This window comes from Streptomyces sp. GQFP (assembly GCF_021545335.1).
Lineage (GTDB): Bacteria > Actinomycetota > Actinomycetes > Streptomycetales > Streptomycetaceae > Streptomyces.
In genome coordinates, this window is record NZ_CP089312.1 from 3,065,629 (window position 1) to 3,084,284 (window position 18,656).

Here is an 18,656-nt window from a genome sequence, read left to right on the forward strand (position 1 = left end):
GAGAGAGGCTAGCGGCGGCCACTGACAGTCGGTGTCACTCGACCACGTGCCGGCCTTCCGGGCGAGCGCTGCACGAGGCCCGGAAGGAGCAGTGCGCGCAGTGCTGGCCGGCGGTCGGGGTGAAGCGTTCGTCGAGCACCTTGCCTGCGGCGGTGGCCAGCAGGTCGCCGATCCACTCCCCCTCCGCGCCTTCCCCTGCCCCTCCTTCGAGCGGGGCCTGGGCCTGCACCTTGGGCAGGGTCTCGCCGCCGTCCCTTTTGGCGGCTCCCTGGCGCAGCTGGACCAGTTCGGCGCCGCCCGGTTCGGGGCGCACCCCGTCGAAGGCGTCGTCGACGGCGCCTTCGCGGACGGCGAGCTGGTAGACGGCGAGTTGGGGGTGGCGGGCCACCTCGGCGGCGGTGGGCGCCTGTTTGCCGGTCTTGAAGTCGACCACGTAGGCGCGGCCCTCGCCGTCGGTCTCGACGCGGTCCATGGAACCGCGGATGCGCACTTCGTAGTCGCCGGCCCCGAGGGTCACGTCGAAGTCGTGCTCGCTCGCGACGGGGGTGCGGCCGGTGCGGCTGGAGTCGACGTGCCACGTCAGGAAGCGTTCGAGCGCCACGCGCGCGTGCTCCTTCTCCTGCGCCGACTTCCACGGCGCGTCGAAGGCGAGCGCGTTCCACACGGAGTCGAGGCGTTCCATGAGGACGTCGAGGTCGGCGGGGGTGTGTCCGGAGGCGACCTCGTCGGCCAGGACGTGCACGACGTTGCCGAATCCCTGGGCGGCGGTCGCGGGGGCGTCGGCCTTCACCTCGCGGCCCAGGAACCACTGCAGGGCGCAGGTGTTGGCGAGTTGGTCGAGGGCGCTGCCGGACAGCACGACGGGCTGGTCGCGGTCGCGCAGCGGGACCTTGCTCTCGGTGGGCTCGTACATGCCCCACCACCGGTGGGGATGGGCGGACGGCACGAGTGGGCGGCTGTCCTCGTCGGTGAGCGCGGCGAGCCGGGCCAGGCGGCGGGCGGCGGCCTCCCTCAGAGGGCCGGAGACGCGCGGGTCGACCGTGGTGGCGCGCAGTTCGGCGACCAGGGCGGCGACGGAGAGGGGGCGGCGCGGGCGGCCCGTCACGTCCTTGGGTTCGACGCCGAGTTCGGTGAGGAAGCGGGAGGGCTGGTCCCCGTCGTCGGCGGGAGCCTTCACCGCGGTGACGACCAGGCGTTCACGCGCGCGCGTGGCGACCACGTAGAACAACCGCCGTTCCTCGGCGAGCAGTGCTCCCGGGGTGAGCGGTTCGGCGAGGCCGTCGCGGCCGATGCGGTCTGCCTCCAGGAGGGAGCCGCGGCGGCGCAGGTCGGGCCACAGTCCCTCCTGGACGCCGGCGACGACCACGAGGCGCCATTGGAGACCCTTGGAGCGGTGCGCGGTCATCAGGCGCACGGCGTCGGGGCGTACGGCACGGCGGGTGAGGGTGTCGGCGGCGATGTCCTCGGCGTCGATCTCCTCCAGGAAGTTGAGGGCGCCCCGGCCTCCGGTGCGCTCCTCCGCGCGCGCGGAGGTCGCGAACAGCGCGCACACGGCGTCGAGGTCCCGGTCGGCGTTGCGTCCGGCCGCACCGCCGCGCCGGGCGGCCCGCTCCAGCCGCGTCGGCCAGGGCGTGCCGTTCCACAGGTCCCAGATGGCCTCCTCAGCCGTGCCGCCGCCCGCGAGGCGCTCACGTGCCTTCCTGAGCAGCGCGCCGAGACGCTGGGCACCGCGCGCGTACGTCGGATCGTGGGCGACGAGGCGTTCCGGTTCGGCCAGCGCGCGGGCGAGGAGTTCGTCCGAGGGCGGCGGTACGGGGTTGCCCCCGGCCCGCTCCTCCTCGCGCAGGGCGCGGCCGAGGCGGCGCAGATCAGCGGCGTCCATGCCTGCGAGGGGGGAGGTGAGGAGCGTCAGAGCGGTCTCCGTGCCGAGCCAGGCGGTGTCTCCCGGCACGGCGGCGTCGGCGTCCTCCGCCCCTTCGGCGCCCGTCCCCTCGTCCGTGCCGGATGCCTCCGCCGTGGCCACCGCCCTGAGTGCCGTCAGGAGTGGTGCCACCGCCGGTTCGTGGCGCAGGGGCAGGTCGTCGCCGTCGATGTCCAGGGGGACCCCGGCGGCCGTGAGGGCGCGCCGGACCGTGGGGATCGTCCGGCCGCCGGCCCGCACCAGGACGGCCATCTCGCCCCAGGGGACACCGTCCTCCAGGTGTGCGCGGCGGAGGATGTCGCCGATGTTGTCCAGTTCCGTGCCGGCCGTCGGGTACGTGCAGACCTCGACACGGCCCCCGTCGCGGACCGGGGCGAGTGCGCGGTGGGCGCGGACCTTCTCGGCCGGGAGGCGGGTCAGTGGCATGCGCTGGGTGAGGAGACGGGTGGCGGTCAGCGGGACGGCGGCGGAGCGGCGGGACGTCCTGAGGACCTCGACCGGCGCGGGGCGGCCGTCCGCGCGCGGGAAGGCCGCCGGGAAGTCCAGGATGCCGTTGACATCCGCGCCGCGGAACGCGTAGATCGACTGGTCGGGGTCGCCGAGGGCGACGAGTGTCCGGCCGCCCCCTGCGAGCGCGTGCAGCAGCCGCACCTGGGCCGGGTCGGTGTCCTGGTACTCGTCCACGTAGACGGCGTCGTAGCGGGCGGCGAGCTGTCCGGCGGTGTCGGGACGGTCGGCGAGGAGCACCGCGCGGTGCACGAGTTCCGCGTAGTCGAGCACCCCTTGCATGTCGAGCACGTCGAGGTACTCGGCGAGGAACGCGGCGGCGGCACGCCAGTCGGGGCGGCCGATGCGCCGCGCGAAGGCGTCCAGGGCGTCCGGGCCGAGGCCCAGTTCTCGACTGCGGGCGAGGACCGCGCGGACCTCGTCGGCGAAGCCTCGGGTGGTGAGGCAGGCGCGCAGTTCGTCCGGCCAGCGCACATGGGCGAGGCCGAGCCGCTCCAGGTCGGGCTGGCCGGCGAGCAGCCCGCGTACGGCCACGTCCTGTTCGGGGCCGGAGAGGAGCCGCAGGGGCTCCACGAACAGCTCGCTGTCCTGGTGGGCGCGGACCAGGGCGTAGCAGAAGGAGTGGAAGGTGGTCGCGCGGGGAGCGCGGGCGGCGCCGATGCGCAGCGCCATCCGGTCGCGCAGTTCGACGGCCGCCTTGCGGCTGAACGTCAGCACGAGGATCCGCTCGGGGTCCCCGCCCCGGGCGATGCGGGCCGCCACGGCCTCGACGAGGGTGGTGGTTTTTCCGGTACCCGGGCCCGCGAGGACGAGCAGTGGTCCCCGCGCGTGGTCAACCACCGCGCGCTGTGCGGCGTCCAGACGAGGGGGGTCCTGCCGCGTGGGCGGGGTACGCACCAGTCGGTAAGCGCCACGGTCCCCCTGTCGCACCTGAGGGTGCGACAGGCGCCTGGTGGAGGAAGAGGAGCTCACGTGGTTCGCCGGTCCTGGTGGGTGTGCTGGTTGGACGACCGTCGTGTGTGGAGGACGGTGGCCGGGAGGTGAGGGGGACAGGTGCAGCCGACGCTACGCCGACGGGCGGTTCGGAAGCAGGGCTTCCGCTTGTTCCCTCCCGCCCCGAGCGCCACTGCGGCCCCTTGCCCCACGAACGTACGCCATGGCACGGACGTGCCGGTTTTACCCCGTACGGGCCACAGGTTCCCCTGACGCCCGCCCGATGGCGGAAGCTGTCAGGTGTGACCCTCCGCCGGCTCGCCGCCGTCCCACCGCGCGCGTCTCATGTCGAGGCGCGGCAGATGTCCCTCTGCGGCTCTGCTCGCCTCCTTCAGAGGCGTGCCCTCCGCGCGGTAGTGATCGAGGGCCTCCAGTTCGTGGCCCGGGAGCAGGGCACCGTCCGCGCGGACGACCCGCCACCACGGAACGGCTCCTCCATAGAGGGCCATCACGCGCCCGACCTGGCGCGGTCCGCCCTCCTCCAGCCACTCGGCCACATCGCCATACGTCATGACACGCCCGGGCGGGATCAGTTCCGCGGCCTCCAGGACCCGCTCGGCGTACTCCGGCAGGGCGTCCGCCGGAAGGCTCTCGTTGCTCATCCGGCCCATCCTGCCCCACCCCACCGACAATGTGACGAGGCGGCGACCGTGGGTATTCCTCGCCCCGGAGCGGCGCTTGCGGCAGACTGTGCGCCCCCGCACTGCACCCTGATGCCCCTGTGTGTCAGTGGGGCATGCCACCATCGTGCGGGCGGTGACCGGTGATACGAGACCAAGAAGAGACCATGAAGCAGCAGGGCGTGCACCCCGAAGACGCGGAGGGCACCTCTGAGGTCTCGTCGCGCCCCGGTGCCGACGGCACCGGTCACGAGCCCGAGCGGACACCGGCCGACCCGGCCACCGACTGCGCCGACGACGACCCCCACGCCGAAGAGGTCGAGGGCGACGAACCGCTGCTCCCCGCGCGCGTACACCGTCCCTCCGACCTCATGCGGCTTCTGGCGGGTGTCTTCGCGGTCGTCGTCCTGCTCGCGATCGCCGCGTTCGCGCACGGCACCACCTCGGGGCTCGAACAGGACATCAACAAGGGCACCGGCCAGGCGCCCGACCTGCTGATCAAGATCGCGGGTCTGGCGTCGAGCATCGCGATCCTCCTGGTGCCGGTCGCCTTCGCGATCGAGCGGCTGATCAAGCGGGACGGGCTGCGGATCGCCGACGGCGTCCTCGCGGCGGTCCTCGCGCACGGGGTGACCCTCGCCACCGACCTGTGGGTCGCCAAGGCCGCCCCGGACTCCATCCAGGAGGCGCTGACCCAGCCCTCCCCCGGCGACATCACCGCCCTCACCGACCCCGTGCACGGCTATCTCGCGCCGGTCATCGCGTACATGACGGCCGTCGGCATGTCCCGGCGGCCGCGCTGGCGCGCCGTCCTGTGGGTGGTGCTGCTGCTCGACGCCTTCTCGATGCTGGTCACCGGCTACACGACACCGTTCTCGATCATCCTGACGGTGCTGATCGGCTGGTCGGTGGCGTACGGGACGCTGTACGCGGTCGGCTCGCCGAACGTGCGCCCCACGGGGCGCAACCTGATGGCGGGCCTGCGGCACGTCGGTTTCCGCCCGGTGAGCGCGGCCCGTGAGGAGGTGCCGGAGGCGACGGACAGCGGTGACCGGGGCCGGCGCTACTTCGTCACCCTGGAGGACGGCCCTCCGCTGGACGTCACCGTGGTCGACCGGGAGCAACAGGCGCAGGGCTTCTTCTACCGCATGTGGCGCAACATCACGCTGCGTGGCCTGGCCACCCGCAGCAGCCTCCAGTCGCTGCGCCAGGCCCTGGAGCAGGAGGCTCTCCTCGCGTACGCGGCGATCGCCGCCGGGGCCAACGCGCCCAAGCTGATCGCGACCTCGGAACTCGGCCCCGACGCCGTGATGCTCGTCTACGAGCACACCGGGGGCCGCACGCTCGACTCGCTGGACGACGAGGACATCACCGACGAGCTGCTGCGCAACACCTGGCATCAGGTGAAGGCGCTGCAGTCGCGGCGCATCGCGCATCGCAGACTCGTCGCCGACGCGATCCTGGTGGATCGTTCCGGCAAGGTGATCCTCACGGACCTCCGGGTCGGCGAGATCGCCGCCGGGGACCTGCTGCTGCGCATGGACATCGCCCAGCTCGTGTCGACACTGGGCCTGCGTGTGGGCGCCGAACGCGCGGTGGCTTCGGCGGTCGGGGTGCTCGGCCCGGACGCGGTGGCGGACTGTCTGCCGATGCTCCAGCCCATCGCGCTGTCCCGCTCCACGCGCGCGACGCTGCGCAAACTCGCCCGCGAGCGCGCCCAGCGTCAGCGCGAGGCGGTCCTGGAGGCGTCCCAGCAGGCCAGGCAGGCCCGTCTGGAGGCGGCCCACGCCGACACCGGGCCCGTCGTCGTACTGGAGAAGCCCGGCAAGAAGGCCGTACGGGCGGAGCAGCGGGCCGAGAAGCGGGCCCTCGACGAGGCCCTGGAAGGGGCCCGCGAGGAGGATCTGCTCACCCAGATCCGCCACCAGGTGCTGCTGATCAGACCGCAGGCACCGGTCGAACCGGCCCGGCTGGAGCGGGTGAGACCGCGCACGCTGATCAGCTTCATCGCCGGCGCGTTCGGCGCGTACTTCCTGCTCTCCCAGCTCACCCATATCGAGTTCGGCACCCTGTTCGACAACGCCGAGTGGGGCTGGGTCATCGCGGCTGTGCTGTTCTCGGCGCTGAGTTACTTCGCCGCGGCGATGAGTCTGCTGGGCTTCGTACCCGAGCGGGTGCCGTTCATGCGGACCGTGGCCGCGCAGGTCGCCGGGTCCTTCGTGAAGATCGTGGCGCCCGCCGCGGTGGGCGGCGTGGCCCTCAACACGCGGTTCCTGCAACGCGCGGGGGTGCGGCCGGGGCTCGCGGTGGCCAGTGTCGGCGCGTCGCAGCTGTTCGGGCTCGGCTGCCACATCCTGATGCTGCTGTCGTTCGGTTATCTGACCGGTACCGAGAAGACGCCGTCGCTGTCGCCGTCCCGGACGGTCATCGCGGGTCTGCTGACCGTCGCTGTGCTCGTCCTCGTGGTGACCTCGGTGCCGTTCCTGCGGAAATTCGTCGTCACGCGCGTGCGGTCGCTGTTCGCCGGTGTCGTACCGCGCATGCTGGACGTCCTCCAGCGGCCCCAGAAGCTGGTCACCGGCATCGGCGGCATGCTGCTGCTGACCGCGTGCTTCGTGATGTGTCTGGACGCGTCGATCCGCGCGTTCGGCGACGAGACGACCTCCCTCAGCCTCGCCAGCGTCGCCGTCGTCTTCCTCGCCGGCAACGCGCTGGGGTCCGCGGCACCGACCCCCGGTGGTGTGGGCGCGGTCGAGGCGACCCTGACCGTCGGTCTGATCGCCGTCGGCCTCCCCAAGGAGGTCGCGGCCCCGGCCGTGCTGCTCTACCGGCTGCTGACCCTGTGGATTCCGGTGCTGCCGGGCTGGCTGTTCTTCAACCATCTGACGCGGAAGGGTTCCCTCTAGGGAGCGCGGTTTCGGGTGGGTGCGCTCAAGGGCGTGCGCGGTACCTCGTACGGCTCGCGCCCCGAGCGCCCCGCCGGGTGCCACCGCAGGATGGGGGCATGCCCAACCCCCTCCGGCCGCGTGCCGCTGCCCTGACGGTCACCGTCCTCCTGCTGGCCTCACTGGTGGCGGGGTGCAGCGACGACTCCGGCTCCACGGACGAGGACCTGTCGGCCCAGAAGCTGAGCTGGAAGGACTGTCCTGTGCCGTCCGAGTCGGAGGGCGGCGGCGATGCGCCGTCCCCGCTGCCGGGCGGCGACGACTGGCAGTGCGCCACCATGAAGGCGCCGCTGGACTGGGCCGAGCCGAAGGGCGACACGATCGGGCTCGCGCTGATCCGGGCGGAGGCGAGCGGCGCCGCGAGCAGGCGCATCGGATCCCTGATCTTCAACTTCGGCGGCCCCGGCGGCTCCGGGGTGACCACGCTCCCCGCGTTCGGCAAGGACTACACGGCCCTGCGCACGCGCTACGACCTGGTGAGCTTCGACCCGCGCGGCGTCGGCCGCAGCGCCGGTGTGCGCTGCGAGGACAACGAACAGCTCGACGTCTACTTCCAGCAGGACGCGACGCCCGACAACGCCATCGAGCGCTCCGAGCTGCTGGACAACACCCGGGAGTTCAACGCGGCCTGCGAGAAGCACTCCAAGAAGGTGCTCCCGCATGTGCGCACCACCGACGCGGCCCGCGACATGGATCTGATGCGTCAGGTTCTGGGCGACGACAAGCTGTACTACTTCGGCATCTCGTACGGCACCGAACTCGGTGGCGTCTACGCACACCTGTTCCCCAAGAAGGTGGGCCGGGCCGTCTTCGACGCGGTAGTCGACCCGACCCAGACCCCCGAACAGGGCTCGCTCGGGCAGGCCAGGGGATTCCAGCTCGCGCTCGACAACTTCGCCGAGGACTGCACCTCGAAGACCAAGGACTGCCCGGTCGGCGACACCGTCCAGGACGTCGAGGACCGGATCGCCAAGCTCCTCAAGGACCTCGACGCCAAACCGATCCCGGGCGTCTTCCCGCGCGAGCTGACCCAGAGCGCGGCGGCCAACGGCATCGCGCAAGCCCTGTACTCCCAAGAGTTCTGGCCCTATCTCACCGTAGGCCTTGAACAGGCGTACGACGGTGACGGCAAGGTCCTGATGCTGCTTTCCGACTCGATGAACGGGCGCAACCAGAACGGCGAGTACAGCAACATCACCGCGGCGAACACCTCCATCAACTGCTCCGACGAGAAGCCGCGTTACACCGTCGCGGACGTCGAGGCGAGGCTGCCCGAATTCCGCGCCGCCTCGCCCCTGTTCGGTGACTTCATGGCCTGGTCCATGGTCAGCTGCACCGACTGGGCCGTGCCGGGCGCCGCCGACCACCCCGACGTCGACGCGACCGGATCGGCACCGATCCTCGTCGTCGGCAACACCGGCGACCCGGCCACGCCGTACGAGGGCGCGCGGAAAATGGTGGGAGCGCTGGGTGAGGGCGTCGGGGTCGAGCTGACGTACAAGGGGCAGGGGCACGGCGCGTACGACAGCGGGAACCGTTGTGTGCTGACGGCGGTGGACGGCTATCTGCTGAACGGGAAGGTACCGGCGGCCGGGACCGTCTGCTCCTAGAAAATCGCAGGTCAGAAGGTTATCCACAGGCTGAAACGGCCTCGGCGTGATCCGCCTACTATGGCCGGACCGCCATCCGCTGACCGAGCGGAGGGCTCGCAGGGGGGAAGTGCGCATGTCTCGTTTCGTACGGTGGACGGCCGCGACCGCCGCCGCGTTGCTGGTGGCCGGCTGCAGCAGCGGCTCGTCCGACAGCGGTGACGACAAGGGCTCCGCCACGACGCCCTCGTCGGCCACGTCCTCGTCCCGGGCCTCGCCCGGGCTGCCCGCCTCGCTGACCTCGCAGAAACTCGACTGGGGCCGCTGCGAAGGCACGTCGGACTCCCCCACGCCGGGCAGCGACTGGCAGTGCGCGACGCTCAAGGTGCCGCTGGACTACGCGAAGCCGGACGGCGAGACCATCGGCCTGGCCCTCATCCGCGCCAAGGCCACCGGGGGCAGCCGCATCGGGTCCCTCCTGTTCAACTTCGGCGGCCCGGGCCAGTCGGGCATCTCCGTGATGCCTTCGTACGCCGGCACGGTCTCCGCACTCCGCGAGCGCTACGACCTGGTGAGCTGGGACCCGCGCGGGGTCGGGGCCAGCGAGGGCGTGCGCTGCCGCAGCGACAAGGAGATCCAGGCCGCCGAGTCGCTGGATCCGACGCCGGACGACGCGGCCGAGGAGAAGGCGTACCTCCAGGACGCCGCCGACTTCGGCAAGGGCTGCGAGAAGGCCGCCGGAAACCTCATCGCGCATGTGTCGACGACCGACTCCGCCCGCGACATGGACCTGATGCGCCAGGTCCTCGGCGACACGAAGACGCACTACTTCGGCATCTCGTACGGCACCGAACTCGGCGGTGTCTACGCCCACTTGTTCCCGAAGAACGTGGGGCGGCTGATCCTCGACGCCGTGGTCGACCCGAGCGCCGACATGGTGGGACACGCGAAGAACCAGGCCAGGGGCTTCCAGCGGGCACTCGACGGCTATCTGAAGTCGACGGGCCAGGACCCGGAAGAGGGATCGCGGAAGATCACGGCCCTGCTGAAGCGGATCGACGCCGAGCCGCTGCCCACCTCCTCCGGGCGGAAGCTGACACAGGGCCTGGCGCTCACCGGCATCGCCGTCACGCTGTACAGCGCGCAGAGCTGGCCGGCGCTGACCGGCGCCCTGGACGCGGCCGAGCAGGGCGACGGCTCGGACCTGCTGGCGCTCTCCGACGGCTACAACGACCGCGACACGTCGGGCCACTACGGCACGACGACACATGCCCAACGGGTCATATCGTGCTTGGACGACAAGCAGCGGCCGACCGCTGCGCAGACCAGGAAGCAACTGCCCGAATTCCGGAAGATCTCGCCCGTGTTCGGGGAGTTCATGGGCTGGGACACAGCCGGCTGGTGCCACGACTGGCCGGTCGCCGGTCAGTACGACACACCGGAGGTCAGCGCGCCCGGCGCGGCACCCGTCCTGGTGGTCGGCAACACCGGGGACCCGGCGACGCCCTACGAGGGCACGCGCAAGATGGCGGACGAGCTGGGCAAGGGCGTCGGCGTGATGCTGACCTGGAAGGGCGAGGGGCACGGGGCGTACGGCAGTGGGAACGACTGTGTCGACTCCACGGTGAACGCGTATCTGCTGGATGGGACGGTGCCGCGGGACGGCAAGGTCTGTTCATGACGGCGGCGGGGGCCCCGGGCACCTGTGGTGCGCGAGACCCCCGCCGGCCGAACACAACGAACGGGGTGGTGAACCTTGGGTCAGTACACCGGCTTGTGCGGCTCGATCTGGTTGACCCAGCCGATCACACCGCCGCCGACGTGGACCGCGTCCGCGAATCCGGCGGACTTCAGGACCGCGAGGACTTCCGCACTGCGGACACCCGTCTTGCAGTGCAGGACGATCTTCTTGTCCTGCGGGAGGGTCTCCAGGGCGGCGCCCATGAGGAACTCGTTCTTCGGGATCAGCCTGGCGCCGGGGATCGAGACGATCTCGTACTCGTTGATCTCGCGGACGTCGATGATCTCGATGTTCTCGCCGTCGTCGATCCACTCCTTGAGCTGCTTGGGAGTGATCGTCGAGCCGGCCGCCGCCTCCTGGGCCTCCTCGGACACGACGCCGCAGAAGGCCTCGTAGTCGATGAGTTCGGTGACAGTCGGGTTCTCGCCGCAGACCGCGCAGTCGGGGTCCTTGCGGACCTTGACCTGGCGGTACTGCATCTCCAGCGCGTCGTAGATCATCAGACGGCCGACGAGGGGCTCGCCGATGCCGGCGAGGAGCTTGATGGCCTCGTTGACCTGGATGGAGCCGATGGACGCGCACAGCACGCCCAGGACGCCGCCCTCGGCGCAGGAGGGGACCATGCCCGGCGGCGGGGGCTCCGGGTAGAGGCAGCGGTAGCAGGGGCCGTGCTCGGACCAGAACACGGAGGCCTGGCCGTCGAAGCGGTAGATCGAACCCCAGACGTAGGGCTTGTTCAGCAGTACGGCCGCGTCGTTGACCAGGTAGCGCGTCGCGAAGTTGTCCGTGCCGTCGACGATCAGGTCGTACTGGCTGAAGATCTCCTTCACGTTTTCGGCTTCGAGCCGCTCTTCGTGAAGGACCACGTTGACGTACGGGTTGATGCCCAGCACCGAGTCACGGGCCGACTGGGCCTTGGAGCGGCCGATGTCCGCCTGGCTGTGGATGATCTGGCGCTGCAGGTTCGACTCGTCGACCTCGTCGAACTCCACGATGCCGAGCGTGCCCACGCCCGCCGCGGCCAGGTACATCAGAGCCGGCGAGCCCAGGCCGCCGGCGCCCACACAGAGCACCTTGGCGTTCTTCAGCCGCTTCTGCCCGTCCATCCCCACATCGGGGATGATCAGGTGGCGGGAGTACCTGCGGACCTCGTCTACGGTGAGCTCGCCAGCGGGCTCGACCAGGGGTGGCAGCGACACGGGGACTCCGTTGGTCGGTCAATCACTACAGTTGTTCTCCCCGTAACACTGCCACGCCCTTCTTCATTCCGAGACACCCGTTCCGAGGCGCGAGACGATGTCGTCCCAGTAGCCGGGCATGGTCTCCCAGGGATCGGTGCGGCCACCGCGGTCCGTACGGTCGGTGAAGTAGATCGTGGCGGCGCCCTGCCAGCGGGCGACGCGCAGCGCCTCGTCGAGATGGCCGTGCGGCAGTCCGTGCACGAAGTGGCAGAAGCGCTCGGGCGGATGCTCGGCGGTCCACTCGGCCACCTGCGACCAGCGGTAGTCGCTCCAGTGGCCGGAGAACGTGACGAGCTGGTCGCCGTGCTCCACGTAAGCCGGGTGCGGATGGGTGCCGTGGCCCAGGACGAGGTGCGTGTCGTCGTCCGCCGCGCGGAGCGTGTCGACCGTGCGGCCGATCGCCGGGAGCGCGGTGCGGTCGGTCGGGCAGCGGTCCAGGAGGAAGCCGTCGGCCTTGTACCAGTCGCGGTACCGCTGTGCCTCGGCGGCCAGTTCGCCGTGTGCGCGGGCCCCGTGGGCCGTGTCGAGGTGGCCGAGGACGCGGACGCCCGCGTTGCGCAGCCGGCCGGCGGCCTCCAGACAGTGCGGGTCGGGGCGGCTGCCCGGGCCGTCGGCGACATTGAGGACGACCCAGTGCAGGGGCATCCCCGGGCGGGTGAGTTCGCCCCACTCGGTCGGGGCGAGCAGGGGGTGCGCGAAGCCCGGGATGCCGAAGCCGGTGCGGACGCCGGTGCTCGCGGTGCCCGCCCTGGCGCTGGTCAGATGCGACATGCCGCCTCCATCCAGATGTCGGCGAGGGATTCCTCCAGGTTGATCCGGGGCCGCCAGCCGAGCCGGTCGCGGGCGGTGCGTACGTCGGCCTGCTGCCAGCTGCCGCAGCCGTCCGGGTACGGGTACGCGGCCGGGGGCGCGTGGTCCGGGTCGGGGCGGGGGTGGCCGATGGACGCCCTCAAGGGGCCGGGCGGGCCGTCGAGTTCGTGCAGCGCGCCGCCGTATCCGGCCACGCGGGCGAGGACGGAGGCGGCGTCGCGCAGGCGCACGGCGCGGCCGGAGCCGATGTTGATGACACCCTGCGCGGCCGAGAGCGAGGCGGCGTGGACGGCCCGCGCCACGTCCCGTACGTCGATGAAGTCGCGCTGCGCGCCCAGGCCGCCGAGCTTCAGCTCGCCGTCGCCGGACTGCATCGCGCGGCGCATCGCCTCGGCGAGACGGCCGAGCGGGGAGCCGGCGGGCGTGCCGGGGCCGGCCGGCGAGAAGACGCGCAGGACGACGGCGTCGAGGCCGGAGCCGAGGACGAGTTCGGTGGCGGCGAGCTTGCTGACGCCGTACGGGCCACCGGGGCGGGGCACCGCGTCCTCCGCCGTGGAGGAACCGGGCTGGCTGGGGCCGTACTCGGCGCCGCAGCCGAGCTGGACCAGACGGGCGCCGCAGCCACTGCGCCGCAGGGCCTCGCAGACGGTGGCGACGGCGACGGTGTTGTGGCGGGTGAGTTCGCGGGCGCCGCCGCGGGTGGCGCCCGCGCAGTTGACGACGACTCCGGGGTGGACGGCGTCGAGGAAGCGGGTGAGAGCGCCGGGGCTGCCGGACGCGAGGTCGAAACGGACGTCGGCGTCGTCGCCGCGGCCGAGGGCGGTGAGTTGCACGGCCGGGTCGGCGAGCAGTCGGTCGGCGACGAAGCGGCCGAGATAGCCGTTGGCTCCGATCAGCAGAACCCTCATCGGACGGCTCCCTCGGCGGATTCTCCGGCTCCGGGTCGGGAGGTGATCATCGGTTTGCTCCTTCTGGGGTTACGGGTGCGTTCGTGATGGGGGGCCGGGCGATGCGGAATCGGTCACCTGCCGTGGTCGTGGTCCGGGGCGTCATCCGGCCTCACCCGGCATCGCGTGTGCCGACGCCCTGGTCAGCGTGCGGGTCGCGTGGAGCAGGAGGACCAGGGCGGCCCCTCCGCAGGCCGCCGCCGGGATGCCTGCCGCACCCCAGGCGGCCACGACCACGTCCACCGGGACGGCCAGGAAGGCGCAGCCGGGGAGGTGGGACGCGAAGGCGGTGGCCAGGGCCGCCGCCTCCGTCGCCGCTGCCGCGCCGAGGAGCACCGCAGGGGCGTGGGTGAAGCCGTGTGCCGTGAGGAGGCGGGCCAGGAGGAGCAGGGCGCCCAGGGTGACGGTCGTGGTGTAGGCCGCCGGTGCGTGCAGGACCGTTCCGGAGACGGCCACGAGCGCCGCCAACGTGCAGAGGAACAGGGCGAACGTGCCCAGGAGGAGGGGTTTCACGGCTGCCGTGAAGTCGGCCAGGCCACGACTGGCGGCCAGTTTGCGACGGGCTCCGCCCGCGAAGAGATGGGCGCACCAGGCCGCGGGCGCGCAGGCCGCGGTGAGGGCCAGCACCGGGGCGGTGGCCAGGTCACCGGCGGCGGCCGGGAATCCGTCCAGGCCACCCGTCAGCGCGGCGGTGAGCAGGCCGTCGCCCAGGAGGGCGTACGCGAGGAGCCAGTAGGTCCACGCGCGCGTGGACGCCGGGGTGTGGCTCGCGTAGGAGCCGGGGGGCGCCGGATGGGACCTGGGGCTCAGTGGCCCCCGGCCGAGTGCCGCGCGTACGGCCAGCGCCACGGCCAGGGCGCCCAGGGTCGCCACGGCGAGCCGGACGCGGCCCTCGGTGAGGTGCAGGCCCGTCACCGTCGCCGCGCACAGGGCGCCCGGCAGCAGCGAGAGCAGGACCCAGTCGGCCCGTACGCCGGGTGCGGTCGGCGGGGTGGGCTGCGGTGCCGTTTCTGCGTCCCGGGAGATCCTGGCGTACATCTCCTCGGCCAGGGAGAAGACGTCCCGGTGGCGGAAACGGGCGGCCGTCCGGTCCGTGACGCCGTGGGCCTCCAGGCCGGCGGCGATCTCCAGCGGGTCCACGGCGCGCTCGCACAGCTCACGGTGCCGGTGCATGAGCGCCTTGACGGGGTCGGCGGTGCCTCGGCGCGCGGTACGGGTGGAGGGCGCGGTCGTCCGGGCCTGCGTCCGCATGTCCTGCGCGTTCGTCTCTGCGCCCGGTGCGGTCGTCTCCGTGTCCGGTGCGTCGGTCTCCGTGGCGCCCATGAGCCATTCCTCCGAGCTCTCGTCCCAGGCTCCGGGGCTGTTCGGTGTCCCAGGGCGGTCCAGTTCTCCCAGCTCGCTCATCGCGCGCCCTCCCCGGCCGGTACGGGGGTCGCCTGTACCGGTGCGGATGCGCGTCCTGTCGCCCAGCTGGGCCCGCCCCGGGCCACCACGCGTATGCCGGCGTGCGTCCAGCGGCCGGCGACGTGGGCCTCCGCGGGGACGGCGAACGGAAGCGGTTCGCCGGTGTCGTCGAGGACCACCTTGTTGACGGGGCTGCGCGAGACGACCTCCAGGTAAATGCCGTGAAATGCCGCGATGTTCTGCTCGACGGTGAACAGTTCGAGGGCACGGGCGCGGGCGGCGGCACCCAGGCGCTCGCGGCGCTCCGGGTCCTGCAGCAGCGCCACGCACGCCTCCGCGAGGGCCCGCGGATTGCGCGGCGGCACCACGAGGCCCGTACCGCCGATGATCTCGACCACCGCGCCCACGTCCGTCGACACGGTCGCCCGGGCGCAGAACATGGCCTCGACGAGGCTGATCGGGAAGCCCTCGACCACGCTGGACAGGACGACGACCGCGCCCGCCGCGTACGCCTCCGCGAGTGTCGGTGCCTCCGGGCCGCCGATCTCCTCGAAGGACACCGGGTTGTCGCCGACGGCGTGCATGCCCTCGGCCTCGTCGGGGAAGAGCTGTGCGGCCAGCGCCTTGCAGTGGCCGAGATACGCCTCGCTCTCCGCTCCCGTGGCCGCGCCGATGATGCGCAGGCGGGTCTTCGGTTCCTCCTTGCGGACCTCCGCGAAGGCGTGCAGGAGGGAGATCAGATCCTTGGCGGGCTCGATACGGCCGACCCAGATCAGCGTGCTGGGGTCCGCGGTCTCCGGCGACTCGCCCACCTCCGCGAAGTGGGACGCGTCCATGCCCGGGTACACGGTGCGCAGCTTCTCCCGGTCGGCCCCGCATCTCTCCTGCCAGCGGCGGGTGTGCGTGTTGCCGGGGGTGACGAGCGCGGCCTTCCGGTAGGTCTCCGAGGCGAGCCTGCCGTGGAAGGCCGCGAGCAGAGACCGTACGGCGGGGGCGCTGTCGTCGGCGCCCGAGGCGAGGTAGTGCGCCCGCAACGGGACTCCGTACTCCGTGACCAGCAGGGGCACGCCGGAGAAGTGGTGGGCGAGTAGCCCGGGGAGCGCCGCCGGGCCGCCGCCGGCCGCGTGGCACAGGTCGACCGAGCCGAGCCCGTCGTCCTCGTACCAGTCGAGCGAGAGGGGGCGCAGGGCGCGCTCCAGGTGCGCGGCGACGGTGAGCAGATCCGGGACGCGCGCCTCGCGCGCCGCTCCCAGCGCGCCGGGCGCACGGCAGGCGCGCTCCAGGGCGCGTACGGCGGCTTCGGAGCGGAGCGCTCCCACCAGCCCGCCCTCGTCCCGGGCGAGTTCGGCGAGCCCGTACAGCGCGTTGCCGAAACGGTCCGCCTCAGCGGTGGACGCGTCCGGTCCGTCCGACGCGTTCCCCGCGTCGGGTCCGGCACACAGCGCTGCCGCCAACTCGCCGAAGCACTCGGCGAACCGGCGGCGCGTGCGGCGGCCGTACCCCACCCCGTCGTCCTCGGCCGTCCAGAGCGGAGCGGTCCGGACCCGGCTGACCTGCGGCGGAAGCTCGATCCAGCCCGCGTCCTCCTGCCGCTCACTGCGGCTGAGCGCGTATATGTCGAACTCGTGCCCGCCGAGCCCGCGCACGAGCCGGTCGCACCAGAGTCTGGCGTCACCGCTCACATACGGATAGCCACCCTCCGTCAGCAGTCCGATGCGCACGAGCACACCCCCGATCTCCCGTATGGGGAGCCGCCGTTGACCCGGCGGCTCGCAGCGGGACGAACGTATGCGGACATGGCGGTGGTGCGACGGACGGTTGTCCGTCGCACCACCAAAAGGGGTGAACGGTCGTAACTTTCCCGTACGGTTCGCGTTCGGTCGCGCTAAGAGATCACTCCAGCACGGATGGTCACGAACAGATGTACGGTCAGGCCGGGGTCAACTCCCGTCGCACGGTGCGGCGCCGGGCCGCGATCTCCGGGTCCAGAGCGGGTACGGCGGCCAGCAGCTGCCGGGTGTACGGGTCCTGCGGACTGCCGTACACCTCGTCGGCGGGGCCCGACTCGACGATCCGTCCCCGGCGCATCACCGCGACGCGATCGCTGACCTGGCGTACGACGGCGAGGTCATGGGCGACGAACACCAGCGCGAGGCCGAGTTCGCGCTGCAACTCGCCGAGCAGGGCGACCACCTGGGCCTGCGTCGTGACGTCGAGCGCCGAGACCGGCTCGTCGCAGACGATGACGCGCGGTTCGGCGGCCAACGCCCGTGCGATGCCCACGCGTTGGCGCTGTCCGACGCTGAACTCGTGCGGATAGCGGTCGAAGTGCGCCGGATCGAGCCCCACGCGCTCCAGCAACTCCCCCACGCGCTCCCGTACGCGCCCCTCGTCCTCGGCGAGCGTCTCCAGCATCGACGCCCTGGTCAGACGGGCGTACTTGGCGGACTCGATGAGCGCGAGCGACAGCCAGGGCAGCAGCAGGTTCCAGGCCCACTGCTCGGGATCGTCGACGAAGGGCACGTACTGCGGGAGCGGCAGCAGCTCCAGCTGACCGCAGACGACGATCATCAGGATCAGTCCGATGACGAAGACGGGCGTGGCCGTGCCGGCGACCGTGAGGCCGGTGAGGATGCGCTCGGTGGGCCGGCCGCGCCGCCAGGCGGAGAGCACTTCGGTACCTACGCCGATGAGCAGCCACAGCACCATCGCGCCGAGCGCGAGCGAGCCGGCGACCGGCAGCTTCGCCAGGATCAGCTCGGTGACCTGCTGGTCGGTCTGGTACGACAGGCCGAGGCAGGGCGTCGAGCAGTGCTGGACGGACGTACCGGTCGAGTAGTCCTGGCCGGCGAAGATGCCCTCCAGGAAGTGCCAGTAGCGCAGGTACAGCGGGTCGTCGAGGCGCAGTTACTCGGCGACCTGGTGCACCTGGGCGGGGGAACAGCGCGGGCCGCAGGTGATCTGGGCGACGTTGCCGGGGGCGACGTAGAAGACGACGTAGATGATCACCGAGATGGCGAGGAGGGCGACGAACCCGCCGAAACCGGAGATGTTGCCGCGCGCGGATCAAGGGCGGTGCGTACGCCGTCGCCGAGGACGGTGAGAGTGAGGACGGTCACGAACAGGGCGCCCGCAGGCAGCAGCAGAAGTGCCCGGTGCCGACCCGCGCGGCCAGTTCCTTGTCGCCGGTGACCTTGGCGAGTTCGGCCGGGCCGAGGTTGGGGTCCGTGGTGACGGACGCGGCGTCCGCCCCTTGGGACGCCGACAGCCGCTGGTTGATCACCGAGGAGTCGAGCCCGGACCGTACGTCGATCTTGTCGGGGTACGCCTTGCGCTCCGCGTCCGTGGCGGCCGACCAGTAGGTGTTGCGCTCCAGAATCAGCCGCTCGCCGTCGCCCTCGTTGCTGACGACCTTGTACGGCCCCGACGAGATCGGGTGCTCCTCGTACTTCGTACCGGTGTCCTTGGCCTTCGGGACCGGCGTGAACTGCGTCTGCGTGGCCAGGTAGGGGAACTCGCCCTCGGGCTTGTCGAGGTGGAAGACAATCGTGAGGTCGTCCGGCGTCTCGATCGCGTCGAGCCCCTTGCCCTTGTCCTTGCAGGGCCCCTGGTAGTCGGCGGCGCCGATCAGCCAGTCCCTCAAACGGTTGGCGCATCGGAAGACGGCCTCTCGAATGATGAGACGGAATGACGAGGAACGAGACGGAAGAGAACACACGTCTGCCCGGGCGTCGGGTCGCATCAGGTCGTGGTCGACCGAAGAAGGAGATGGTTGACGTCGTGACACGCACGCCGGCGGCAGGTGTCAGCGACAGAGAATGTCGGCTACGCAGAGCGGGGTCACGCCGATCGGCGCCAGTTCGATGGCGGCGTGCTCGGAAACATGACCAGACCACATGCGCAGAACTATGAACGAACTTTCCACCCGTGTCAGCGTG

Annotated in this window: 12 protein-coding genes and 2 pseudogenes; 3 read left to right on the forward strand and 11 right to left on the reverse strand. The window is 71.7% G+C overall.

Going from position 1 to position 18,656, the window contains the following annotated elements:
- Positions 1–34: 34 nt before the first annotated feature.
- Both LUX31_RS13310 and LUX31_RS13315 read right to left on the reverse strand, forming a co-directional pair.
- Positions 35–3,400 (reverse strand): ATP-dependent helicase, encoded by a 3,366-nt coding sequence (locus LUX31_RS13310; protein ID WP_235474989.1) that lies wholly within the window; start codon positions 3,398–3,400, stop codon positions 35–37.
- Between the two features lie 257 nt (positions 3,401–3,657).
- Positions 3,658–4,023 (reverse strand): MGMT family protein, encoded by a 366-nt coding sequence (locus LUX31_RS13315; RefSeq protein ID WP_328285654.1) that lies wholly within the window; start codon positions 4,021–4,023, stop codon positions 3,658–3,660.
- A gap of 185 nt (positions 4,024–4,208) precedes the next feature.
- Between LUX31_RS13315 and LUX31_RS13320 the strand changes: the two genes are divergently transcribed.
- The 3 genes from LUX31_RS13320 (at position 4,209) to LUX31_RS13330 (ending at position 10,256) form a co-directional block, all read left to right on the forward strand.
- Positions 4,209–6,947, forward strand: a complete 2,739-nt coding sequence (locus LUX31_RS13320) for a lysylphosphatidylglycerol synthase transmembrane domain-containing protein (RefSeq protein ID WP_235474991.1) — start codon at positions 4,209–4,211, stop codon at positions 6,945–6,947.
- Between the two features lie 98 nt (positions 6,948–7,045).
- On the forward strand, positions 7,046–8,596 hold the full coding sequence (locus LUX31_RS13325; RefSeq protein ID WP_235474992.1) for an alpha/beta hydrolase: 1,551 nt from the start codon (positions 7,046–7,048) through the stop codon (positions 8,594–8,596).
- 115 nt (positions 8,597–8,711) lie between these two features.
- The gene (locus tag LUX31_RS13330; RefSeq protein WP_235474993.1) at positions 8,712–10,256 is read left to right on the forward strand and encodes an alpha/beta hydrolase; all 1,545 of its coding nucleotides are present in this window, start codon (positions 8,712–8,714) and stop codon (positions 10,254–10,256) included.
- An 80-nt stretch (positions 10,257–10,336) separates the two neighbouring features.
- On the opposite strand, the gene moeZ is transcribed toward LUX31_RS13330, so the two are convergent.
- The 9 genes and pseudogenes from moeZ to LUX31_RS37670 form a co-directional block, all read right to left on the reverse strand.
- Positions 10,337–11,515, reverse strand: coding sequence for an adenylyltransferase/sulfurtransferase MoeZ (gene moeZ, locus LUX31_RS13335; RefSeq protein WP_235474994.1), 1,179 nt, complete (start codon positions 11,513–11,515; stop codon positions 10,337–10,339).
- 63 nt (positions 11,516–11,578) lie between these two features.
- On the reverse strand, positions 11,579–12,328 hold the full coding sequence (locus LUX31_RS13340; protein WP_235474995.1) for a spherulation-specific family 4 protein: 750 nt from the start codon (positions 12,326–12,328) through the stop codon (positions 11,579–11,581).
- Positions 12,316–13,275: an NAD-dependent epimerase/dehydratase family protein gene (locus LUX31_RS13345; RefSeq protein ID WP_235474996.1), complete on the reverse strand. Its 960-nt coding sequence runs from the start codon at positions 13,273–13,275 to the stop codon at positions 12,316–12,318. Before LUX31_RS13345 ends, LUX31_RS13340 begins: the two co-directional genes overlap by 13 nt.
- 141 nt (positions 13,276–13,416) lie before the next feature.
- Positions 13,417–14,718 carry a hypothetical protein gene (locus LUX31_RS13350; protein WP_235474997.1) on the reverse strand — a complete coding sequence of 434 codons (1,302 nt, stop codon included), beginning with the start codon at positions 14,716–14,718 and terminating at the stop codon, positions 13,417–13,419.
- Positions 14,715–16,439 (reverse strand): DUF3492 domain-containing protein, encoded by a 1,725-nt coding sequence (locus tag LUX31_RS13355; protein ID WP_235479907.1) that lies wholly within the window; start codon positions 16,437–16,439, stop codon positions 14,715–14,717. The genes LUX31_RS13350 and LUX31_RS13355 overlap by 4 nt, the downstream gene beginning before the upstream one ends.
- A gap of 208 nt (positions 16,440–16,647) precedes the next feature.
- The gene (locus LUX31_RS37870; RefSeq protein WP_443046053.1) at positions 16,648–16,806 is read right to left on the reverse strand and encodes an ABC transporter ATP-binding protein; all 159 of its coding nucleotides are present in this window, start codon (positions 16,804–16,806) and stop codon (positions 16,648–16,650) included.
- A 147-nt stretch (positions 16,807–16,953) separates the two neighbouring features.
- Positions 16,954–17,769 (reverse strand): annotated as a pseudogene (locus LUX31_RS13365) (ABC transporter permease subunit); the annotation flags it as partial.
- Between the two features lie 94 nt (positions 17,770–17,863).
- Positions 17,864–18,361 (reverse strand): annotated as a pseudogene (locus LUX31_RS13370) (ABC transporter substrate-binding protein); the annotation flags it as partial.
- A gap of 162 nt (positions 18,362–18,523) precedes the next feature.
- Positions 18,524–18,616, reverse strand: coding sequence for an Ms4533A family Cys-rich leader peptide (locus LUX31_RS37670; RefSeq protein WP_328285728.1), 93 nt, complete (start codon positions 18,614–18,616; stop codon positions 18,524–18,526).
- Positions 18,617–18,656: the final 40 nt, after the last annotated feature.